We start from the raw sequence: 19206 nt of genomic DNA, 5'->3' as shown, positions 1-19206 counted from the left end.
GCCATCCGGCAATGATTAGATAGAAATTTTTTTACCGCCGCGGTGAGAGACGGAAGTCTGACCGTCAGCCCCGTACAAGGTCGGCTCCTGGTGAGGTTTCAGTACCTCCAGCGCCTGTTGATTACGCTCAATTTGCCCTTCCAGCAGCCAGCCGTTGTGCTGGTTGAGGTCGCGAAGATGCTGCGTTTTTTCGGTAATCGCCTGCCAGCGCTCTGCAATGTCATCGTTTGCGCTACGCTGCGCGTTCTGCTCCAGACGGCGCTGTTGTTCCAGATAATCCAGCGTCGCCAGCAACGAGCTTTTTTCTTCTGTAATACGCTGTAGCTGGCTGCCGTTAATCTGGCCTACGGAAAGCTGTTGTTGCTCGGCGTCCATCACCGTCTTCAGGTCATTCAGGACGGTGGTCATCTGGTCAAGTATTTCTGACAAACGAGTCATACGCTTATTTACTCTGTAAGTAGCTCTGCGCCTCGCGAATGAGCGAGTCTGCTATTTTTCCCGTATCCATTTTTAACTCACCGTTACGGATAGCCGTTTTTAATGCTTCGACGCGTTCCATATTAATGTCGCTGACGCCTGGCTGCATGAGCTTCGCTTGCGCGTCGCTTAACGTTACGCTGGCGCTCGTCGCGGCGGACGTTTTTTCCTGACGCGTTTTTTGTACCGGCGTATCGCTGGTTTCGCGCGTCTGGACAGTGCTAACGGGTTTCAAAGGTGAGGTACGGTCAATGCTCATTTATTTATCCTCATCGAGGGTTACGTTGTAGCGGCCAGCTACCATCATGGTTGAATATCTCATCGGCAGCCGCGACAAAATCTTTACACAATTATAGGTTAATAAGAATATTCCCATCAGAATCGACGGTTCCACTCACGATTTGACCCGATGTCATGCGCACGCGCGCATTTTGCGCGACGGCGGCATTATTCATCGCCTGACCTTCCGCATTGACGCTAAACCCCTCGCCATTGGCGATGACCTGTACTCGTTGACCCGCTTTGACGCGCCAGGCCTGACGTATCATCGTAAGCTGTACCGGCTGCCCGGGAGCGAGATCGCGCAAACTGACGGCATCCTGAATCTGACGGATATCCAGTACCGTCCGTGGCGGTAACTGATCCAGCCTGCCACGTTTTAGCGTGACGTTGGCCGGCGTCAATTTTCCGCCGCGCGCGACGGGCGCGGCAACGGCGACATAATTGCCGGTCGCTTGCACATTCACCTGCAAATAACGTTTTTCATTGGCGCAGCGCGCCACCACATTGACGTTGCCCCACAGCTTCGCGCTGCCCGTCATGCTGAAGGCTGGCTGCTCGCAGCTCGGCAGCAGATTGGGCGATGAACGGAGCGTGACAACCACCTCGTCGCTGAAGCCAGCCAGACGCTGGGAAAACCACGTGGCCAGCTGGGCGTTGATGTCCTGCGCCATTGTCAGGGGGCTGAACAGCAAAGCCGCCACGGCGAATCCTCGTTTTAACGTTTGCATGGTACTTCCCCCTGGTTGATGTCATGACAGGATTCTACCCGTGTGAAGCAAGCATCAACGCAATAAATAGCGACGCATTTTGCGTTTATTCCGGCGATAACGCGCGCGTGAAGGCATTTAAGCTGTCGGCTGAATTTTGCCATTTGCGGAGGAGATATGCTCGACAGGCTCGATGCCGCCTTACGATTTCAGCAGGAAGCGCTAAATCTGCGCGCGCAACGTCAGGAAATATTAGCGGCGAATATCGCCAATGCCGATACGCCGGGGTATCAGGCGCGCGATATTGATTTTGCCAGTGAGTTAAAAAAGGTGATGGTGCGTGGACGGGAAGAAACCGGCGGCGTCGCGTTAACGTTGACTTCCTCTCACCATATTCCCGCCCAGGCGGTCTCTTCTCCCGCAGTGGATCTGCTTTACCGCGTACCCGATCAGCCTTCTTTGGATGGCAACACCGTAGATATGGACAGGGAACGTACGCAGTTTGCGGATAACAGTCTCAAATATCAGATGGGGCTTACCGTTCTGGGTAGCCAACTCAAAGGCATGATGAATGTGCTACAGGGAGGAAATTAATTCGTGGCGCTGTTAAACATTTTTGATATTGCCGGATCGGCGCTTGCCGCACAGTCCAAGCGGTTGAACGTTGCGGCCAGTAACCTGGCGAATGCGGATAGCGTCACCGGCCCGGACGGACAGCCTTATCGCGCCAAACAAGTGGTTTTTCAGGTGGATGCCGCGCCGGGTCAAGCCACTGGCGGGGTAAAGGTCGCCAGCGTGATTGAAAGTCAGGCACCGGAAAAGCTGGTTTATGAGCCAGGCAATCCGCTGGCGGACGCTAATGGTTACGTCAAAATGCCCAACGTCGATGTGGTCGGCGAAATGGTTAACACGATGTCAGCCTCGCGCAGCTATCAGGCAAATATCGAAGTCCTGAATACCGTAAAAAGCATGATGCTTAAAACGCTGACATTAGGCCAGTAAAGGAGGCGCGTATGTCTATTGCCGTAAATATGAATGACCCGACCAACACGGGCGTCAAAACGACGACCGGCAGCGGGTCGATGACCGGAAGCAACGCTGCCGATCTGCAAAGCAGTTTCCTGACCTTACTGGTCGCGCAATTGAAGAACCAGGACCCGACTAACCCATTACAAAATAATGAGTTAACGACGCAGTTGGCGCAAATCAGTACCGTGAGCGGCATTGAAAAACTGAATACGACGCTGGGGGCTATTTCCGGGCAAATCGATAATAGTCAGTCCCTACAGGCGACCACGCTGATTGGACATGGCGTTATGGTACCTGGCACCACAATTCTGGCGGGTAAAGGCGCGGAAGAAGGGGCCGTGACGTCCACGACGCCGTTTGGCGTGGAATTGCAACAGCCTGCGGACAAAGTGACGGCAACCATTACCGATAAAGATGGCCGGGTGGTACGGACGCTGGAGATCGGTGAGTTGCGAGCCGGGGTACACACCTTTACCTGGGATGGTAAGCAAACGGACGGAACAACGGTACCGAATGGTTCTTACAACATTGCGATTACCGCCAGCAATGGCGGGACGCAACTGGTGGCGCAGCCGCTGCAATTCGCTCTGGTACAGGGCGTGACGAAGGGCAGTAACGGCAACCTGTTGGATCTGGGTACCTACGGCACCACCACACTCGACGAAGTTCGGCAAATAATCTAAGCCCTTACACTTATCAGGAGTCAGTCATGTCTTTTTCTCAAGCGGTTAGCGGCCTGAACGCTGCGGCCACCAACCTTGATGTTATCGGTAATAACATCGCCAACTCCGCCACCTATGGCTTTAAGTCCGGTACGGCATCATTTGCCGATATGTTCGCCGGTTCCAAAGTGGGGCTGGGCGTAAAAGTGGCGGGGATTACCCAGGATTTTACCGACGGTACGACAACGAACACCGGGCGCGGGCTGGATGTCGCGATTAGCCAGAACGGTTTTTTCCGCCTGGTAGACAGCAACGGTTCCGTGTTCTATAGCCGCAACGGCCAGTTCAAACTGGACGAGAACCGTAACCTGGTCAATATGCAGGGGATGCAGTTGACCGGCTATCCGGCCACCGGTACGCCGCCGACCATTCAGCAGGGGGCGAATCCTGCGCCGATCACCATTCCGAACACGCTGATGGCGGCGAAATCGACCACCACCGCGTCAATGCAGATCAACCTGAACTCAACGGACCCTGTACCGTCTAAAACGCCCTTTAGCGTGAGTGATGCGGATTCGTATAACAAAAAAGGCACCGTCACCGTTTATGACAGCCAGGGTAATGCCCATGACATGAACGTCTATTTTGTGAAAACCAAAGATAATGAATGGGCTGTGTACACCCATGACAGCAGCGATCCTGCAGCCACTGCGCCAACAACGGCGTCCACTACGCTGAAATTCAATGAAAACGGGATTCTGGAGTCTGGTGGTACGGTTGACATCGAAACCGGTGAAATTAATGGCGCGACTAAGGCCACCTTCTCCCTCAGCTTCCTTAACTCCATGCAGCAGAACACCGGGGCTAACAACATCGTCGCCACCAATCAAAACGGCTATAAGCCTGGCGACCTGGTGAGCTACCAGATTAACAACGACGGCACCGTGGTTGGCAACTACTCCAACGAGCAGGAGCAGGTGCTGGGGCAGATAGTGCTGGCTAACTTCGCCAACAACGAAGGTCTGGCATCCCAGGGCGATAACGTCTGGGCGGCAACGCAGGCTTCTGGGGTAGCGCTGCTGGGGACTGCCGGTTCCGGCAACTTCGGTAAGCTGACGAACGGCGCGCTGGAAGCCTCTAACGTGGATTTGAGTAAAGAGCTGGTGAATATGATCGTCGCGCAGCGTAACTACCAGTCGAATGCGCAGACCATCAAAACCCAGGACCAGATCCTCAATACGCTGGTTAACCTGCGCTAAGCGCCTGACGGGATAGCTTAATGGATCACGCAATTTATACCGCCATGGGGGCGGCCAGCCAGACGCTTAACCAGCAGGCGGTAACGGCCAGCAACCTGGCTAATGCCTCAACGCCGGGCTTTCGCGCGCAGCTTAACGCGCTACGCGCGGTGCCCGTTGATGGCCTCTCTTTAGCAACGCGCACGCTGGTTACGGCGTCGACGCCCGGGGCGGATATGACCCCGGGTCAGTTGGACTACACCTCCCGTCCGCTGGATGTTGCGTTGCAGCAGGACGGCTGGCTGGTGGTGCAAGCGGCGGATGGCGCTGAAGGATATACCCGTAACGGGAATATCCAGGTGGGCCCGACCGGGCAGTTAACCATTCAGGGACATCCGGTTATCGGCGAAGGCGGCCCGATCACCGTTCCTGAAGGGTCGGAAATCACCATTGCGGCAGACGGCACGATCTCCGCGCTCAATCCCGGCGACCCGCCAAACACGGTGGCGCCCGTTGGGCGACTGAAGCTGGTCAAAGCGGAAGGCAATGAGGTGCAGCGGAGCGATGACGGTTTATTCCGCCTTACCGCCGAGGCACAGGCTGAACGCGGGGCGGTACTGGCCGCCGACCCGTCAATTCGCATTATGTCGGGCGTGCTGGAGGGCAGTAACGTCAAGCCGGTTGAAGCGATGACCGACATGATCGCCAACGCACGTCGTTTTGAAATGCAGATGAAGGTTATCACCAGCGTAGATGAGAACGAAGGGCGAGCTAACCAACTGCTATCGATGAGTTAATACAGGACATTTTATGATCAGTTCATTATGGATCGCCAAAACCGGTCTGGACGCGCAGCAAACCAATATGGATGTGATTGCCAATAACCTGGCAAACGTCAGCACCAATGGTTTTAAGCGTCAGCGCGCGGTATTTGAAGATCTGTTGTATCAGACCATCCGCCAGCCGGGCGCGCAGTCGTCCGAGCAGACGACGCTGCCTTCCGGGCTGCAAATCGGTACCGGCGTGCGTCCGGTCGCCACGGAGCGTCTGCACAGTCAGGGGAACCTGTCGCAGACCAACAACAGTAAAGATGTGGCGATTAAAGGGCAGGGCTTTTTCCAGGTCATGCTGCCGGACGGTACGTCTGCTTATACCCGCGATGGCTCTTTCCAGGTGGATCAGAATGGTCAACTGGTGACGGCGGGCGGTTTTCAGGTGCAGCCGGCAATCACCATTCCGGCCAACGCGTTAAGCATCACGATTGGCCGCGACGGCGTGGTCAGCGTTACCCAGCAGGGGCAGGCCGCGCCGGTTCAGGTCGGGCAGCTTAACCTGACCACCTTTATGAACGACACCGGGCTGGAAAGCATCGGCGAGAACCTCTATATCGAAACGCAATCGTCCGGCGCGCCGAACGAAAGCACGCCGGGGCTCAACGGCGCGGGGTTGTTGTATCAAGGGTATGTCGAAACGTCGAACGTTAACGTGGCGGAAGAGCTGGTGAATATGATTCAGGTTCAACGCGCCTATGAAATTAACAGTAAAGCAGTATCGACGACCGATCAGATGCTGCAGAAACTGACGCAACTCTAAGGGGCCGCCGGTGGGGGATACGCCACCGGCTCCCTGATTTTGAAGATGAAGGTAATGCAAAAATACGCGCTTCACGCTTACCCAGTTATGGCCCTGATGGTCGCGACGCTGACAGGATGCGCCTGGATACCCGCTAAACCGCTCGTGCAGGGGGCGACCACGGCGCAGCCGATACCTGGCCCGGTACCGGTGGCGAATGGCTCCATATTTCAGTCTGCGCAGCCGATTAATTATGGCTATCAGCCGCTTTTTGAAGATCGTCGACCGCGTAATATCGGCGATACGCTCACGATTGTGTTACAGGAAAACGTCAGCGCCAGTAAAAGCTCGTCGGCAAATGCCAGTCGCGACGGCAAAACCAGTTTTGGTTTTGATACGGTACCGCGTTATCTGCAGGGATTATTCGGTAATTCCCGCGCGGATATGGAGGCCTCCGGCGGCAACTCTTTTAACGGCAAAGGCGGCGCGAATGCCAGCAATACCTTTAGCGGCACGCTGACCGTGACCGTCGATCAGGTTCTGGCCAATGGCAATTTACACGTCGTGGGGGAAAAACAGATCGCGATTAATCAGGGAACGGAATTCATCCGCTTCTCCGGCGTGGTAAATCCACGCACCATCAGCGGCAGCAACTCCGTTCCCTCGACACAGGTGGCGGATGCGCGGATTGAATATGTCGGGAACGGCTATATTAACGAAGCGCAAAATATGGGCTGGCTGCAACGTTTCTTCCTTAATTTGTCGCCGATGTAAGCGAGGTGTATGTGTTTAAAGCTCTTGCAGGAATCGTTCTGGCACTGGTTGCCACTCTGGCGCACGCCGAGCGTATCCGGGATCTGACCAGTGTCCAGGGAGTACGGGAAAACTCGCTGATCGGCTACGGGCTGGTGGTCGGGCTGGACGGTACGGGCGACCAGACGACCCAGACGCCATTTACCACCCAGACGCTGAATAACATGCTGTCACAACTGGGGATTACGGTCCCCACCGGCACCAATATGCAGTTGAAAAACGTGGCGGCGGTGATGGTGACGGCGTCGTATCCGCCTTTTGCGCGACAGGGACAAACGATCGATGTCGTCGTTTCCTCAATGGGGAACGCTAAAAGTCTGCGTGGCGGGACGTTATTAATGACGCCGTTAAAAGGGGTGGACAGCCAGGTGTATGCTCTGGCGCAGGGCAATATTCTGGTCGGCGGCGCGGGCGCTTCCGCAGGCGGCAGTAGCGTGCAGGTTAACCAGCTTAATGGCGGGCGCATCACTAATGGCGCGATTATCGAACGCGAGTTGCCGACTCAGTTCGGCGCTGGCCACACCATTAATCTGCAATTGAACGACGAAGATTTTACGATGGCGCAGCAAATTACCGACGCCATCAACCGCGCCCGCGGTTACGGCAGCGCCACTGCGCTTGATGCGCGAACGGTACAGGTACGCGTGCCCAGCGGCAACAGCTCGCAGGTGCGTTTTCTGGCGGACATTCAAAATATGGAAGTCAACGTGACGCCGCAGGATGCAAAAGTCGTGATCAACTCGCGTACCGGTTCGGTGGTCATGAATCGGGAAGTCACGCTGGATAGCTGCGCTGTGGCGCAGGGCAATTTGTCAGTGACAGTCAATCGCCAGCTCAACGTCAACCAGCCGAATACGCCATTTGGCGGCGGGCAGACCGTGGTGACGCCACAAACTCAAATAGATTTGCGTCAGAGCGGCGGATCGCTACAGAGCGTGCGTTCCAGCGCCAATCTGAACAGCGTAGTGCGCGCGCTGAATGCGCTTGGCGCGACGCCGATGGACCTGATGTCGATTTTGCAGTCCATGCAGAGCGCGGGCTGTCTACGCGCCAAACTGGAAATCATCTGATGATCGGAGACGGTAAATTGCTGGCCAGCGCGGCCTGGGATGCGCAATCTCTGAACGAACTGAAAGCGAAAGCGGGCCAGGACCCGGCGGCGAATATCCGTCCTGTGGCCCGTCAGGTGGAAGGGATGTTTGTCCAGATGATGCTGAAAAGTATGCGCGAGGCTTTACCCAAAGATGGTTTATTCAGCAGCGATCAGACGCGTCTGTATACCAGCATGTATGACCAGCAGATCGCCCAGCAGATGACCGCCGGTAAGGGATTGGGGCTGGCGGATATGATGGTTAAACAGATGACGGGCGGGCAGACGATGCCTGCAGATGATGCGCCGCAAGTACCGCTTAAATTCTCCCTGGAGACGGTAAACAGCTATCAAAATCAGGCGCTGACCCAACTGGTGCGCAAAGCCATACCGAAAACGCCGGACAGCAGCGATGCGCCGCTCTCCGGCGACAGTAAAGACTTTCTGGCCCGGCTTTCGCTCCCGGCGAGACTGGCTAGCGAACAAAGCGGGGTGCCGCATCATCTGATTCTGGCGCAGGCGGCGCTGGAGTCCGGCTGGGGGCAGCGGCAAATCCTGCGGGAGAATGGCGAACCCAGCTATAACGTATTTGGCGTGAAAGCGACCGCCAGTTGGAAAGGGCCGGTGACGGAAATCACCACCACTGAATACGAAAATGGCGAAGCGAAAAAAGTGAAAGCGAAATTCCGCGTCTATAGCTCGTATCTGGAGGCGTTATCGGATTATGTCGCGCTGTTAACGCGTAACCCACGCTACGCTGCCGTGACCACTGCCGCCACGGCAGAGCAGGGCGCAGTGGCTCTGCAAAACGCCGGATACGCCACTGACCCGAATTACGCGCGTAAATTGACCAGCATGATTCAGCAGTTGAAAGCGATGAGTGAAAAGGTCAGCAAAACCTACAGCGCGAATCTCGACAATCTCTTTTAAATTGCTCAAGTCCACGTAGTCGCTGCCGATAACAACGAGTATTGAAGGATTAAAAGGAACCATCATGTCCAGCTTGATTAATCACGCCATGAGCGGACTTAACGCCGCGCAGGCCGCGTTAAATACGGTCAGTAATAACATCAACAATTATAACGTTGCGGGTTATACCCGGCAGACAACTATTCTGGCGCAGGCAAACAGTACGTTAGGGGCTGGCGGCTGGATAGGTAATGGCGTTTACGTTTCAGGCGTACAGCGCGAATATGATGCGTTTATCACTAATCAGCTACGCGGCGCGCAAAACCAGAGCAGCGGCTTGACCACGCGCTATGAACAGATGTCGAAAATCGACAACCTGCTGGCCGATAAATCCAGCTCGCTGTCTGGTTCGTTGCAGAGTTTTTTTACCAGCCTGCAAACGTTAGTCAGTAATGCGGAAGATCCTGCGGCGCGTCAGGCGCTGATTGGTAAAGCGGAAGGGCTGGTAAACCAGTTCAAAACCACCGATCAGTATCTGCGCGATCAGGATAAACAGGTCAATATCGCGATTGGCTCCAGCGTGGCGCAAATCAACAATTACGCGAAGCAGATAGCTAACCTGAACGATCAAATCTCCCGTATGACGGGCGTAGGCGCGGGCGCATCGCCGAACGACCTGCTCGATCAGCGTGATCAGTTGGTCAGCGAGCTTAACAAGATCGTTGGCGTCGAGGTGAGTGTACAGGACGGCGGCACCTATAACCTGACGATGGCCAATGGCTATACGCTGGTGCAGGGGTCGACGGCGCGTCAGTTGGCGGCGGTTCCCTCCAGCGCCGACCCGACGCGAACGACTGTCGCTTATGTCGATGAGGCCGCCGGTAACATCGAAATTCCGGAAAAGTTGCTGAACACCGGTTCGCTCGGCGGGCTACTGACGTTCCGTTCTCAGGATCTGGATCAGACTCGTAATACGCTGGGCCAGTTGGCGTTGGCGTTTGCCGATGCGTTTAACGCGCAGCATACCAAAGGTTATGACGCCGACGGCAATAAAGGGAAAGACTTCTTTAGCATTGGCTCGCCGGTGGTATATAGCAACAGTAATAATGCCGATAAAACGGTATCGCTAACCGCTAAGGTGGTCGACAGCACGAAGGTTCAGGCGACGGATTATAAGATTGTTTTTGACGGTACAGACTGGCAGGTTACTCGCACTGCGGATAACACCACTTTCACGGCGACAAAAGATGCTGACGGAAAACTGGAGATTGACGGTCTGAAAGTGACGGTAGGGACTGGCGCACAGAAAAACGACAGTTTTCTTCTCAAGCCGGTCAGCAATGCTATCGTCGACATGAACGTTAAAGTGACAAATGAAGCCGAGATTGCGATGGCGTCTGAGTCAAAACTCGATCCTGATGTGGATACCGGCGACAGCGATAACCGCAATGGTCAGGCATTGCTGGACTTACAAAACAGCAATGTAGTGGGCGGCAACAAAACCTTTAACGATGCTTACGCCACGTTGGTCAGCGATGTGGGTAACAAAACGTCAACGCTGAAAACCAGCAGCACCACGCAGGCGAATGTGGTTAAACAGCTTTATAAACAGCAACAGTCGGTTTCCGGCGTTAACCTCGACGAAGAGTACGGCAATTTGCAGCGTTATCAGCAGTATTATCTGGCGAATGCGCAAGTATTGCAGACCGCGAATGCGCTGTTTGATGCGTTACTGAATATTCGCTAAAGGAGAAGGATGACATGCGTATCAGTACCCAGATGATGTACGAACAAAATATGAGCGGCATCACTAATTCTCAGGCCGAATGGATGAAGCTGGGCGAGCAGATGTCTACCGGTAAGCGCGTTACCAACCCATCTGACGATCCGATCGCCGCGTCGCAGGCGGTAGTACTCTCTCAGGCGCAGGCGCAGAATAGCCAGTACGCCCTGGCGCGTACGTTTGCCACCCAAAAAGTGTCGCTGGAAGAAAGCGTACTCAGTCAGGTGACGACGGCGATTCAAACCGCGCAGGAAAAAATCGTCTATGCCGGAAACGGCACGTTAAGCGACGATGACCGCGCGTCGCTGGCGACGGATTTACAGGGCATCCGCGATCAGCTGATGAACCTGGCAAACAGCACTGACGGCAATGGTCGCTATATCTTTGCCGGGTATAAAACGGAAGCGGCGCCATTCGACCAGGCGACAGGTGGTTATCATGGCGGCGAGAAAAGTGTTACCCAGCAGGTGGATTCCGCACGCACGATGGTAATTGGCCATACGGGAGCGCAAATTTTTAATAGCATCACCAGCAATGCGGTGCCGGAACCGGATGGCTCGGACTCCGAAAAGAATCTGTTTGTCATGCTCGATACGGCAATTGCCGCACTCAAGACCCCGGTGGAAGGCAATGACGTGGAAAAAGAAAAGGCCGCTGCCGCCATTGATAAAACCAATCGCGGCTTAAAAAATTCGCTCAATAACGTCCTGACCGTTCGTGCGGAACTGGGAACGCAACTGAGCGAACTCAGTACGCTGGATTCACTGGGAAGCGACCGTGCGCTGGGACAGAAGCTGCAGATGAGCAACCTGGTAGATGTGGACTGGAACTCGGTCATCTCCTCCTACGTAATGCAACAGGCGGCATTACAGGCGTCCTATAAAACGTTTACCGACATGCAGGGAATGTCGCTTTTCCAGTTGAACCGGTAACACCTCTTTTTGAAACATATCACGAAACTGGATATGTTTTGTCTGCCCGCGCCATCCACCCCGGCGCGGGCATTTTTTTAGTCATCATTGAGTTAGTGGTCATATTGTCGCGCCCGTAGCGACGCCATCCGTACGTATTATCCCGCCCGATCTCATAAACGCCTGGAGTGACTAAAAGACGCCATGGGGTGAGGCATCGCCCTGTAAGGGGCATAAAAAAGCCGACCTGGCGGTCGGCTTTGTATCGGTATTTACATCATTCTACCGGCTGTGGGCGTGTCGCCGGGGCGCTGGCGTGACGTGTGGCGCTGTGTCCGCCTGCTGCGCCTTTACCTTCAAAGTGGAAGGAAGGGCGCTGCCAGTCGCTATGGTGCGGGGTTTCCGGCACATATTCCGGCGCTGGCGCACGCGTCATCGGCGCGCTGGCGTGGTTATGATCGTCGTCAACGCAGACAACGTCCTGCGGCTTTTCCACCACCTGGGCCGGTGCGATAACGGTTTCTTCTGCCGTGTGCTCCACAACAGCCGCTTCCGCTTTTGTCCCTTCTTCTGGCTCGACAACGACAACATCAGCCACGTTTTCAGCCACCGTAATGGACGCGTCGGCGGTTTCTGCTACCGGTTCGGCGTCAGCAATAACCTCTTGCGCCACCGGCGTATCGCTTTCGGCAATCAGTTGCGGCTGTTCATCAACCGGCGCGGCAATGACTTCCGGATGCGTTGTCTCGACCTCGACGACTTCCGGCGCCTGTGGTTCGGCGACGGTCTGCGGCTCAACGGCAACGTTTTCTACCGCCTGTACCGACGCTTGTGGTTCTAACGCTACGGTCGCAGCGATAACCTGCGGTTCAGCGACAACCGGTTGTGGCAGCGCCAGATCTGCTTCACGCTGCTCTTCAACAACCTGCGTTTCCTGAGGACGGACAATCGGGTAGCGGATCCAGACTTTACCGGACGCCATTTCCGGCGACGCGCAGGCGACGGTTAGCGGCATCGGCGATTGTGTCGGGTAGCGCTCGTCACGATAGCGACGGCGACGCTGACCGCTTACGCGCAGGTGGCGCGGAGAACGGCGGGAGCGACGCGGCATACCGGTATTATCGCGAGGTTCTACGCTATCATCCTGCTCCGGCGCGATATCGGCGACGACAGGTAAATCAACTTTCGCCAACTCGGTACGCGGCGCTGGAACGGGCTGTTCAACGTTTTCAACCGGGCGTGGTTCGTCGACGACGACCGGCGTGTCAACCGTTTCAACCACTGCGCTGTTGGTAAAGCGGACTTTCTGATTAAGCTGGCGCTGCTTGCGGCGCGGCTGAACCTGCTGAACGCGTTCTTCCTGCTCGGTCTCCTGGACAGGTTGTTCTTCGCGGTTAAGCGCTTTTACTTCCTGCTGCGCCTGGCGCTTGTCATCATTGCGGCGGCGGCTGCGTTCGCGACGCGGCGTCTGTTGCTGCTCATCGCCGGTTTTCACTTTTTCCGCCGTTTCCTGCTGGCGGGTATCGCGCGTTTCCGCATTTTGCTGCTGCGCCTGGCGACGGTTACGACGATTATCGTCGCGGCTCTCGCCGCCGTCACGTCCGGCACGGTTATCACGGGTGTCGCGGCGTTCGTTACGATCGCGACGGTTGTTCTGCCGTGGCTTGCGACGATCCTGCTGACGCTCCGCTTTTTCTTCCGCTTTCGGCGCGGCTGTTTCGACGGCTTTCGTTTCTTCACCGCTGAACAGTTGTTTCAGCGCGTTTAGGAAGCGGCTAAACAGACCCGGCTGGGCAGGCTGCGCGGCGGCAACATTATCCTTTTTCGCCGTGGCGACGCTAACCGCCGGTTCGACAGGCGTCGGCGCCGGAGGCACATCTGGCATAGCGAATGTCGCCAGCGCAGGCTGTTCCGGGCGTTTACGCTCGGCGTACTCTTCTTCAGAAGGCAGCGCCATCGCTTCTTCGTGCAGCTTCGGCAGCATGTAGCTCAGGGTCGGCGTTTCTTCCCCTTTGCGTACGCGCAGCACGGAATAGTGCGGCGTTTCCATCTGATCGTTCGGGACGATGACACAGCGGACGCCATCCTGACGCGTCTCAATAGCGTTAACTGCCGTCCGTTTTTCGTTAAGCAGATAAGAGGCGATCGGCACCGGAACAATGGCATGGACTTCCTGCGTATTCTCTTTCAGCGCTTCTTCTTCAATCAGGCGCAGAATGGACAGCGACAGAGATTCGTTATCGCGCACGGTGCCGGTACCGCTACAGCGCGGACACACGTGATGGCTGGATTCGCCCAGCGACGGGCTCAGGCGCTGACGCGACATTTCGAGCAGGCCGAAGCGGGAAATATGGCTAATCTGAATACGCGCCCGGTCCTGACGTACCGCTTCACGCAGACGGTTTTCTACCGCGCGCTGGTGACGTACCGGCGTCATATCGATAAAGTCGATAACGATCAGGCCGCCCAGGTCGCGCAGACGCAACTGGCGGGCAATCTCATCGGCCGCTTCCAGGTTGGTATTAAACGCCGTTTCTTCGATATCGCCGCCGCGAGTCGCGCGGGCGGAGTTGATATCGATGGCGGTTAACGCTTCGGTACTGTCAATGACGATGGAGCCGCCGGAGGGCAGGCGCACTTCACGCTGGAACGCTGACTCGATCTGCGATTCGATCTGGTAATGGCTGAACAACGGGATTTCACCGGTGTACAGCTTAATTTTGCTGCTAAAATCCGGGCGGCCCAACGCGGCGATATGCTGACGCGCCATTTCCATCACTTTTGGATTGTCGATCAGGATTTCACCGATATCCTGACGCAGATAGTCGCGAAACGCGCGTACGATGACGTTGCTTTCCTGATGGATCAGGAACGGCGCGGGACGGCTTTCAGCGGCTTTCTGAATGGCTTCCCAGTGTTTCAGGCGGAAGCTTAAATCCCACTGCAACGCTTCGGCGGATTTACCCACGCCCGCGGTACGTACGATAAGCCCCATCCCTTCAGGAAGTTCCAGGCTGGCCAGCGCTTCTTTTAACTCGGTACGATCGTCGCCTTCAATGCGACGGGAAATACCACCCGCGCGCGGGTTATTCGGCATCAGCACCAGGTAGCTGCCCGCCAGACTGATAAAGGTGGTCAACGCCGCGCCTTTGTTGCCGCGCTCTTCTTTATCGATTTGAACAATGACTTCCTGGCCTTCGCGTAACACGTCTTTAATGTTCGGGCGACCATGAGCGCTGTAGTTAGCGGGGAAATATTCGCGGGCAATTTCTTTTAACGGGAGGAAACCGTGACGTTCTGCGCCGTAATCAACAAAAGCCGCTTCCAGGCTCGGTTCAATACGGGTAATTTTGCCTTTATAGATGTTCGCTTTTTTCTGCTCGTGTCCGGGGCTTTCTATATCCAGATCGTACAGACGCTGCCCATCTACAAGGGCGACGCGCAACTCTTCCTGCTGAGTCGCGTTGATTAACATTCTTTTCATCGTAACTTACTCATTATTCTTACGTTGACGACTAAGCTGCGGGCATGGTGACGCCTTACCGGGCATGAACCGATGGCCTCGTGACTATTTCGCGTCGCCAACCTCACGGTTATCGTCAGCTCAAAGAGGCGCAGAGTGTCGGTTGCCTGTATTTCATACGGAAACACAGCGCAATTATCAGGGAAGCAGCCTGGGCATTACTCTCCAGAGAAGATCCTATCTACCGGTAAGGACTGCAACCCGCAGCCCGCTAACTGTCTGAAAAATCAATACGTCTTACGCCATTGCTGCGTTGATGATCGGTCAGACAAAATGGGTTATTCCGCTAAACTTTTTGTTTTAACAAGTTTCGGTGCGGAAACCGCATCATTATTCCACTGCTAACCTTGTTATAGCAAGATGACTTTTACCATTTATCACCCGCTTACTCACAGTTTTTTCACCAGCGCGAGCCAATCGCTTTAATAACCAGCAAAACCGCAGTGAAAAATGTTCATCCACTGGCGTAGACGTCTCTATAAGCATAGAAAAATGTGTGGCGCGAATCTCACAGGCTATTTAGAATCGCCCCCCATGAAAACAGAAACGCCATCCGTAAAAATTGTTGCTATCGCCGCTGACGAAGCGGGGCAACGCATTGATAACTTTTTGCGCACCCAACTGAAAGGGGTACCAAAAAGTATGATTTATCGCATCTTGCGTAAAGGCGAGGTGCGGGTGAACAAAAAACGCATTAAACCGGAATACAAACTGGAAGCGGGCGATGAAGTCCGCATTCCGCCGGTTCGCGTTGCTGAACGCGAAGAAGAGGCCGTGTCGCCGCATTTGCAAAAAGTGGCGGCGTTGGCGGACGTCATTTTGTATGAAGACGACCATATTCTGGTGCTGAATAAGCCTTCCGGCACCGCCGTACACGGCGGGAGCGGGTTAAGTTTTGGCGTCATCGAAGGGCTGCGGGCGTTGCGCCCGGAAGCGCGATTCCTGGAACTGGTGCATCGTCTTGACCGCGATACCTCCGGCGTGCTGTTGGTGGCGAAAAAACGCTCCGCGCTGCGTTCGCTACATGAGCAACTGCGCGAAAAGGGAATGCAGAAAGATTATCTGGCGCTGGTGCGCGGCCAGTGGCAATCGCACGTTAAAACCGTACAGGCGCCATTATTAAAGAACACTCTGCAAAGCGGCGAACGTATTGTTCGCGTGAGCCAGGAAGGCAAACCGTCAGAAACGCGCTTCAAGGTGGAAGAGCGCTATGCCTTCGCCACGCTGGTGCGCTGTAGCCCGGTAACGGGCCGTACGCATCAGATTCGCGTACATACCCAATATGCCGGTCACCCTATTGCGTTCGACGATCGCTACGGCGACCGTGAGTTTGATCAACAGCTTACCGAAGCGGGAACCGGTCTTAAACGTCTCTTTCTACACGCCGCGGCGCTGAAGTTCACGCATCCGGGAACGGGCGAAGTCATGCGCATTGAAGCGCCGATGGATAACGCCCTGAAGCGCTGTCTGCAGGTGCTGCGTAACGCAAAATAGTTCCTCTCTCGGGCAGGTTATCTGCCCGAATCTCACTTTTCTCATAATATTTTTGTTTTGCTGTATCCGACGCATTTTTACCGTTGTGTACTGTTTATTCTTGCGATCCGGATTTCGGCGTGTTTAAGGACGAACAGATGGCCAATACTAGCTGGATGCGCTCATTTACTCAGCGTTGGGGAAAATACGTTATCGTGCCGCTCGTGATCGCGATGCTGACCGGTTGCGAAGGAAAGGGCGATAGTTCACGACGGGCTTTCGTTGAGTATTTGAATACGCAAATCATTACGTCTCCCGTGGTGGGCGTCTGTGAGTTGACGCCAGCCCAACGTCAGGCTTTTGGTCATTACGCCGATGACTACGATGTACTATTAGCTGCCTACGGGCAAATCTTTGCTGTGGTGTATGAGACCGGCCAAGAGGATAAGATCACCGGTGTTATTCAGTCTGAGCGTGATAATCTGGTTTTCCTGAACGAGCTACGTGTGGCTCGTGACGTAAACAATCGATTTATCCTTCGGTTGAAAAATGTGAGTAGTGAAAACAGAAAAAAATATTCTGCTTTAAAGCTCCCCTCTGATGTGAAGCCTGTCTTTGACGCTGCGTGGAATAAAACCGTAACACCGCTGGATGAGACGATGACTCGCTATTATTTTCTGCGCGGAAAGCGGCTCGACCAACTGGTCGCAATGGGCGAGTTTCTGCAAAAACAGGGAAATAAAGTCCGCTTTGAAACGAATGGAAAAGCGGTTTTTGCCGACCTGGCAGCAAAAGAACACTTTCAGGATCAACAATTTAATTTTTTCATTACGCAGAATGATATAAACCATCTTACTCAGCAGATGGTTGAATTTATAAATAGTCAACAAGATGCGGCTGACGCTGGCGGCGTTAATTAAAGGAATGTGTCGTGAGGTGAAGCAATGTTCGGGGGAGGGCGTAAACTCATCGCGAGATGGAATTTAACGAGTCGCAAAGGGAAGGTTTCAGGACAGTAAACGTCCTGAGAGTTGCTCGCGAGAAGAAGTTTGTAAGCCGCTTTTTACACCGTAGAGCGCGTCAGGCGAGTATTGAGAACATGTGTTTTTACAAAACTGAACTGAGATGGGGAATTCATTAACGCGCACGTACACCGCTGTTGAAACCCTATGGGATAAAACGCACCGTACATCGGTTCGTAATGCCAATGCTTTTTTTCTGATCGGTGAATGGATTGACCAGGAAACGGGCCCGCACGAAGAGAGTGAAGATCTGCAGGCGCTAAATTGTTCACAACAAGCGCTTTCCAGTTGGTTAGAACTGGAAGCGGTCGAAACTGCTCCCCAATAAACGGGAGATAACTACCAACACGTGCAGAAACGGCTTTTAGGGGTATTTGAAAAGCCTACAGAGTAGGCCGTTTACTGCTGTAGCGGGTTGAAGCCCTCCCGTCGCAGCATCTGGCACAGGGCAATAAGCGGCAAGCCGATCAGCGTGTTCGGATCGCGGCCCTCCAGGCGCTCAAATAATGCAATGCCTAAGCCTTCGCTTTTAAAACTTCCCGCGCAGTGCAGCGGATGCTCTTTACGGACATAGTCGTCTATTTCCGCTTCGCTTAAATGGCGAAAATGAACGTCAAAAGGCTCCACTTCGGTTTGTAAGTGCCCGGAGGCGGAGTTATACAGTGCCAGTCCGGTATAAAACGTCACAATATTTCCGCTGGCTTTGGCTAATTGCTGACGCGCTTTTTCTTCCGTCAGCGGTTTGCCGGTGATTTCGCCGTCCAGAACACAAATTTGGTCGGAGCCAATAATCAAATGATTCGGGAAACGCGCAGCGAGCGATTGCGCCTTCGCCTGCGCCAGCCGCAGCACCAACTGACGCGGCGCTTCGCCCGGCATGGGGGTTTCATCAACATCCGGCGCGGCGCATTCGAAAGAAATCGTCAGCTTTTCCAGCAGCGCGCGACGCCAGGGAGAGGTAGACGCAAGGATGAGACGGGGCATATTTTTTCCCTCAGATATAGCGTAATGATGAGAGCCATCTTAAACTATGCTCTTCGGTCTTCAAGCCTGTCATACTGACTCGTCTTGAGCGAAAATAAGTCTGTAACCCGCAATGTGTGCGAATTATTGGCAAAAGGCAACCGCAGGCTGCCTTTTTCTTTGACTATATGACGTTACGAAGTTAATATGCGCGCCCTATGCAAAAGGTAAAATTACCCCTGACTCTTGATCCGGTTCGTACCGCTCAAAAACGCCTTGATTACCAGGGTATCTATACCCCCGATCAGGTTGAGCGCGTTGCCGAATCTGTAGTCAGTGTGGACAGTGATGTGGAATGCTCCATGTCGTTCGCTATCGATAACCAGCGTCTCGCCGTTTTAACCGGCGATGCGGTCGTTACGGTGTCGCTCGAATGCCAGCGTTGCGGGAAACCGTTTACCCATCAGGTTCACACAACGTATTGTTTTAGCCCTGTCCGTTCCGACGAGCAGGCTGAAGCACTGCCGGAAGCGTATGAGCCGATTGAGGTAAACGAATTCGGCGAAATCGATCTGCTGGCGACGGTTGAAGATGAAATCATCCTCGCCTTGCCGGTAGTTCCGGTGCATGATTCTGAACACTGTGAAGTGTCCGAGGCGGACATGGTCTTTGGCGAACTGCCTGATGAAGCGCAAAAGCCAAACCCATTTGCCGTATTAGCCAGCTTAAAGCGTAAGTAATAGGTCTTCCCC

20 protein-coding genes are annotated in these 19206 nt (G+C 54.5%); 15 read left to right on the top strand and 5 right to left on the bottom strand.

Annotated features, from left to right (window positions below; genetic code table 11):
- Nucleotides 1-15: 15 nt before the first annotated feature.
- From flgN to flgA, 3 genes are all read right to left on the bottom strand, one after another.
- Complete coding sequence (gene flgN, locus ABVM99_RS03340) at nt 16-438, bottom strand: flagella biosynthesis chaperone FlgN (RefSeq protein ID WP_000197547.1); 423 nt, start codon at nt 436-438, stop codon at nt 16-18.
- A gap of 4 nt (nt 439-442) precedes the next feature.
- Entirely contained in the window at nt 443-736 is a 294-nt protein-coding gene (gene flgM, locus ABVM99_RS03335; RefSeq protein WP_000020893.1) for a flagellar biosynthesis anti-sigma factor FlgM, read from the bottom strand.
- Between the two features lie 91 nt (nt 737-827).
- Nucleotides 828-1487, bottom strand: coding sequence for a flagellar basal body P-ring formation chaperone FlgA (gene flgA / locus ABVM99_RS03330; RefSeq protein ID WP_020898673.1), 660 nt, complete (start codon nt 1485-1487; stop codon nt 828-830).
- Nucleotides 1488-1643: 156 nt separating this feature from the next.
- Between flgA and flgB the strand changes: the two genes are divergently transcribed.
- From flgB to flgL, 11 genes are all read left to right on the top strand, one after another.
- Nucleotides 1644-2060, top strand: coding sequence for a flagellar basal body rod protein FlgB (flgB, locus tag ABVM99_RS03325; RefSeq protein ID WP_000887043.1), 417 nt, complete (start codon nt 1644-1646; stop codon nt 2058-2060).
- Between the two features lie 3 nt (nt 2061-2063).
- Nucleotides 2064-2468, top strand: a complete 405-nt coding sequence (gene flgC, locus ABVM99_RS03320) for a flagellar basal body rod protein FlgC (RefSeq protein WP_001196448.1) — start codon at nt 2064-2066, stop codon at nt 2466-2468.
- Nucleotides 2469-2479: 11 nt separating this feature from the next.
- Nucleotides 2480-3178: a flagellar hook assembly protein FlgD gene (flgD, locus tag ABVM99_RS03315; RefSeq protein WP_000020450.1), complete on the top strand. Its 699-nt coding sequence runs from the start codon at nt 2480-2482 to the stop codon at nt 3176-3178.
- 26 nt (nt 3179-3204) lie between these two features.
- The gene (gene flgE, locus ABVM99_RS03310; protein WP_000010563.1) at nt 3205-4416 is read left to right on the top strand and encodes a flagellar hook protein FlgE; all 1212 of its coding nucleotides are present in this window, start codon (nt 3205-3207) and stop codon (nt 4414-4416) included.
- 20 nt (nt 4417-4436) lie between these two features.
- On the top strand, nt 4437-5192 hold the full coding sequence (locus ABVM99_RS03305; RefSeq protein ID WP_000349278.1) for a flagellar basal body rod protein FlgF: 756 nt from the start codon (nt 4437-4439) through the stop codon (nt 5190-5192).
- A gap of 13 nt (nt 5193-5205) precedes the next feature.
- The gene (gene flgG, locus ABVM99_RS03300) at nt 5206-5988 is read left to right on the top strand and encodes a flagellar basal-body rod protein FlgG (protein ID WP_000625851.1); all 783 of its coding nucleotides are present in this window, start codon (nt 5206-5208) and stop codon (nt 5986-5988) included.
- A 54-nt stretch (nt 5989-6042) separates the two neighbouring features.
- The gene (gene flgH / locus ABVM99_RS03295; protein WP_001174897.1) at nt 6043-6741 is read left to right on the top strand and encodes a flagellar basal body L-ring protein FlgH; all 699 of its coding nucleotides are present in this window, start codon (nt 6043-6045) and stop codon (nt 6739-6741) included.
- Nucleotides 6742-6752: 11 nt separating this feature from the next.
- Nucleotides 6753-7850, top strand: coding sequence for a flagellar basal body P-ring protein FlgI (locus tag ABVM99_RS03290; protein ID WP_058799591.1), 1098 nt, complete (start codon nt 6753-6755; stop codon nt 7848-7850).
- A complete protein-coding gene (gene flgJ / locus ABVM99_RS03285; protein WP_000578685.1) occupies nt 7850-8800 on the top strand; it encodes a flagellar assembly peptidoglycan hydrolase FlgJ in 951 nt (316 codons plus the stop codon). The genes ABVM99_RS03290 and flgJ overlap by 1 nt, the downstream gene beginning before the upstream one ends.
- A gap of 64 nt (nt 8801-8864) precedes the next feature.
- Nucleotides 8865-10526: a flagellar hook-associated protein FlgK gene (gene flgK / locus ABVM99_RS03280; protein WP_000096425.1), complete on the top strand. Its 1662-nt coding sequence runs from the start codon at nt 8865-8867 to the stop codon at nt 10524-10526.
- Between the two features lie 14 nt (nt 10527-10540).
- Nucleotides 10541-11494 carry a flagellar hook-associated protein FlgL gene (gene flgL, locus ABVM99_RS03275; protein ID WP_001223032.1) on the top strand — a complete coding sequence of 318 codons (954 nt, stop codon included), beginning with the start codon at nt 10541-10543 and terminating at the stop codon, nt 11492-11494.
- 256 nt (nt 11495-11750) lie between these two features.
- Here flgL and rne read toward each other — a convergent pair whose 3' ends face one another.
- Nucleotides 11751-14957 carry a ribonuclease E gene (gene rne, locus ABVM99_RS03270; protein ID WP_052894948.1) on the bottom strand — a complete coding sequence of 1069 codons (3207 nt, stop codon included), beginning with the start codon at nt 14955-14957 and terminating at the stop codon, nt 11751-11753.
- A gap of 573 nt (nt 14958-15530) precedes the next feature.
- Between rne and rluC the strand changes: the two genes are divergently transcribed.
- The 3 genes from rluC to ABVM99_RS03255 all read left to right on the top strand — a co-directional run bounded on the left by rluC (nt 15531) and on the right by ABVM99_RS03255 (nt 17819).
- A complete protein-coding gene (rluC, locus tag ABVM99_RS03265) occupies nt 15531-16490 on the top strand; it encodes a 23S rRNA pseudouridine(955/2504/2580) synthase RluC (protein ID WP_052938206.1) in 960 nt (319 codons plus the stop codon).
- Between the two features lie 155 nt (nt 16491-16645).
- Nucleotides 16646-17389: a DUF3053 domain-containing protein gene (locus tag ABVM99_RS03260; protein ID WP_077684038.1), complete on the top strand. Its 744-nt coding sequence runs from the start codon at nt 16646-16648 to the stop codon at nt 17387-17389.
- A 205-nt stretch (nt 17390-17594) separates the two neighbouring features.
- The gene (locus tag ABVM99_RS03255) at nt 17595-17819 is read left to right on the top strand and encodes a hypothetical protein (RefSeq protein WP_023194934.1); all 225 of its coding nucleotides are present in this window, start codon (nt 17595-17597) and stop codon (nt 17817-17819) included.
- A 71-nt stretch (nt 17820-17890) separates the two neighbouring features.
- On the opposite strand, the gene ABVM99_RS03250 is transcribed toward ABVM99_RS03255, so the two are convergent.
- Nucleotides 17891-18475, bottom strand: a complete 585-nt coding sequence (locus ABVM99_RS03250; RefSeq protein WP_023182043.1) for a nucleoside triphosphate pyrophosphatase — start codon at nt 18473-18475, stop codon at nt 17891-17893.
- A gap of 197 nt (nt 18476-18672) precedes the next feature.
- Between ABVM99_RS03250 and yceD the strand changes: the two genes are divergently transcribed.
- A complete protein-coding gene (yceD, locus tag ABVM99_RS03245; RefSeq protein ID WP_001174492.1) occupies nt 18673-19194 on the top strand; it encodes a 23S rRNA accumulation protein YceD in 522 nt (173 codons plus the stop codon).
- The last annotated feature ends 12 nt before the right edge of the window (nt 19195-19206 follow it).

This window comes from Salmonella sp. SJTUF15591 (genome assembly GCF_043356435.1).
GTDB classification, from domain to species: domain Bacteria; phylum Pseudomonadota; class Gammaproteobacteria; order Enterobacterales; family Enterobacteriaceae; genus Salmonella; species Salmonella enterica.
This window is presented reverse-complemented; position numbering and strand designations above follow the sequence as displayed.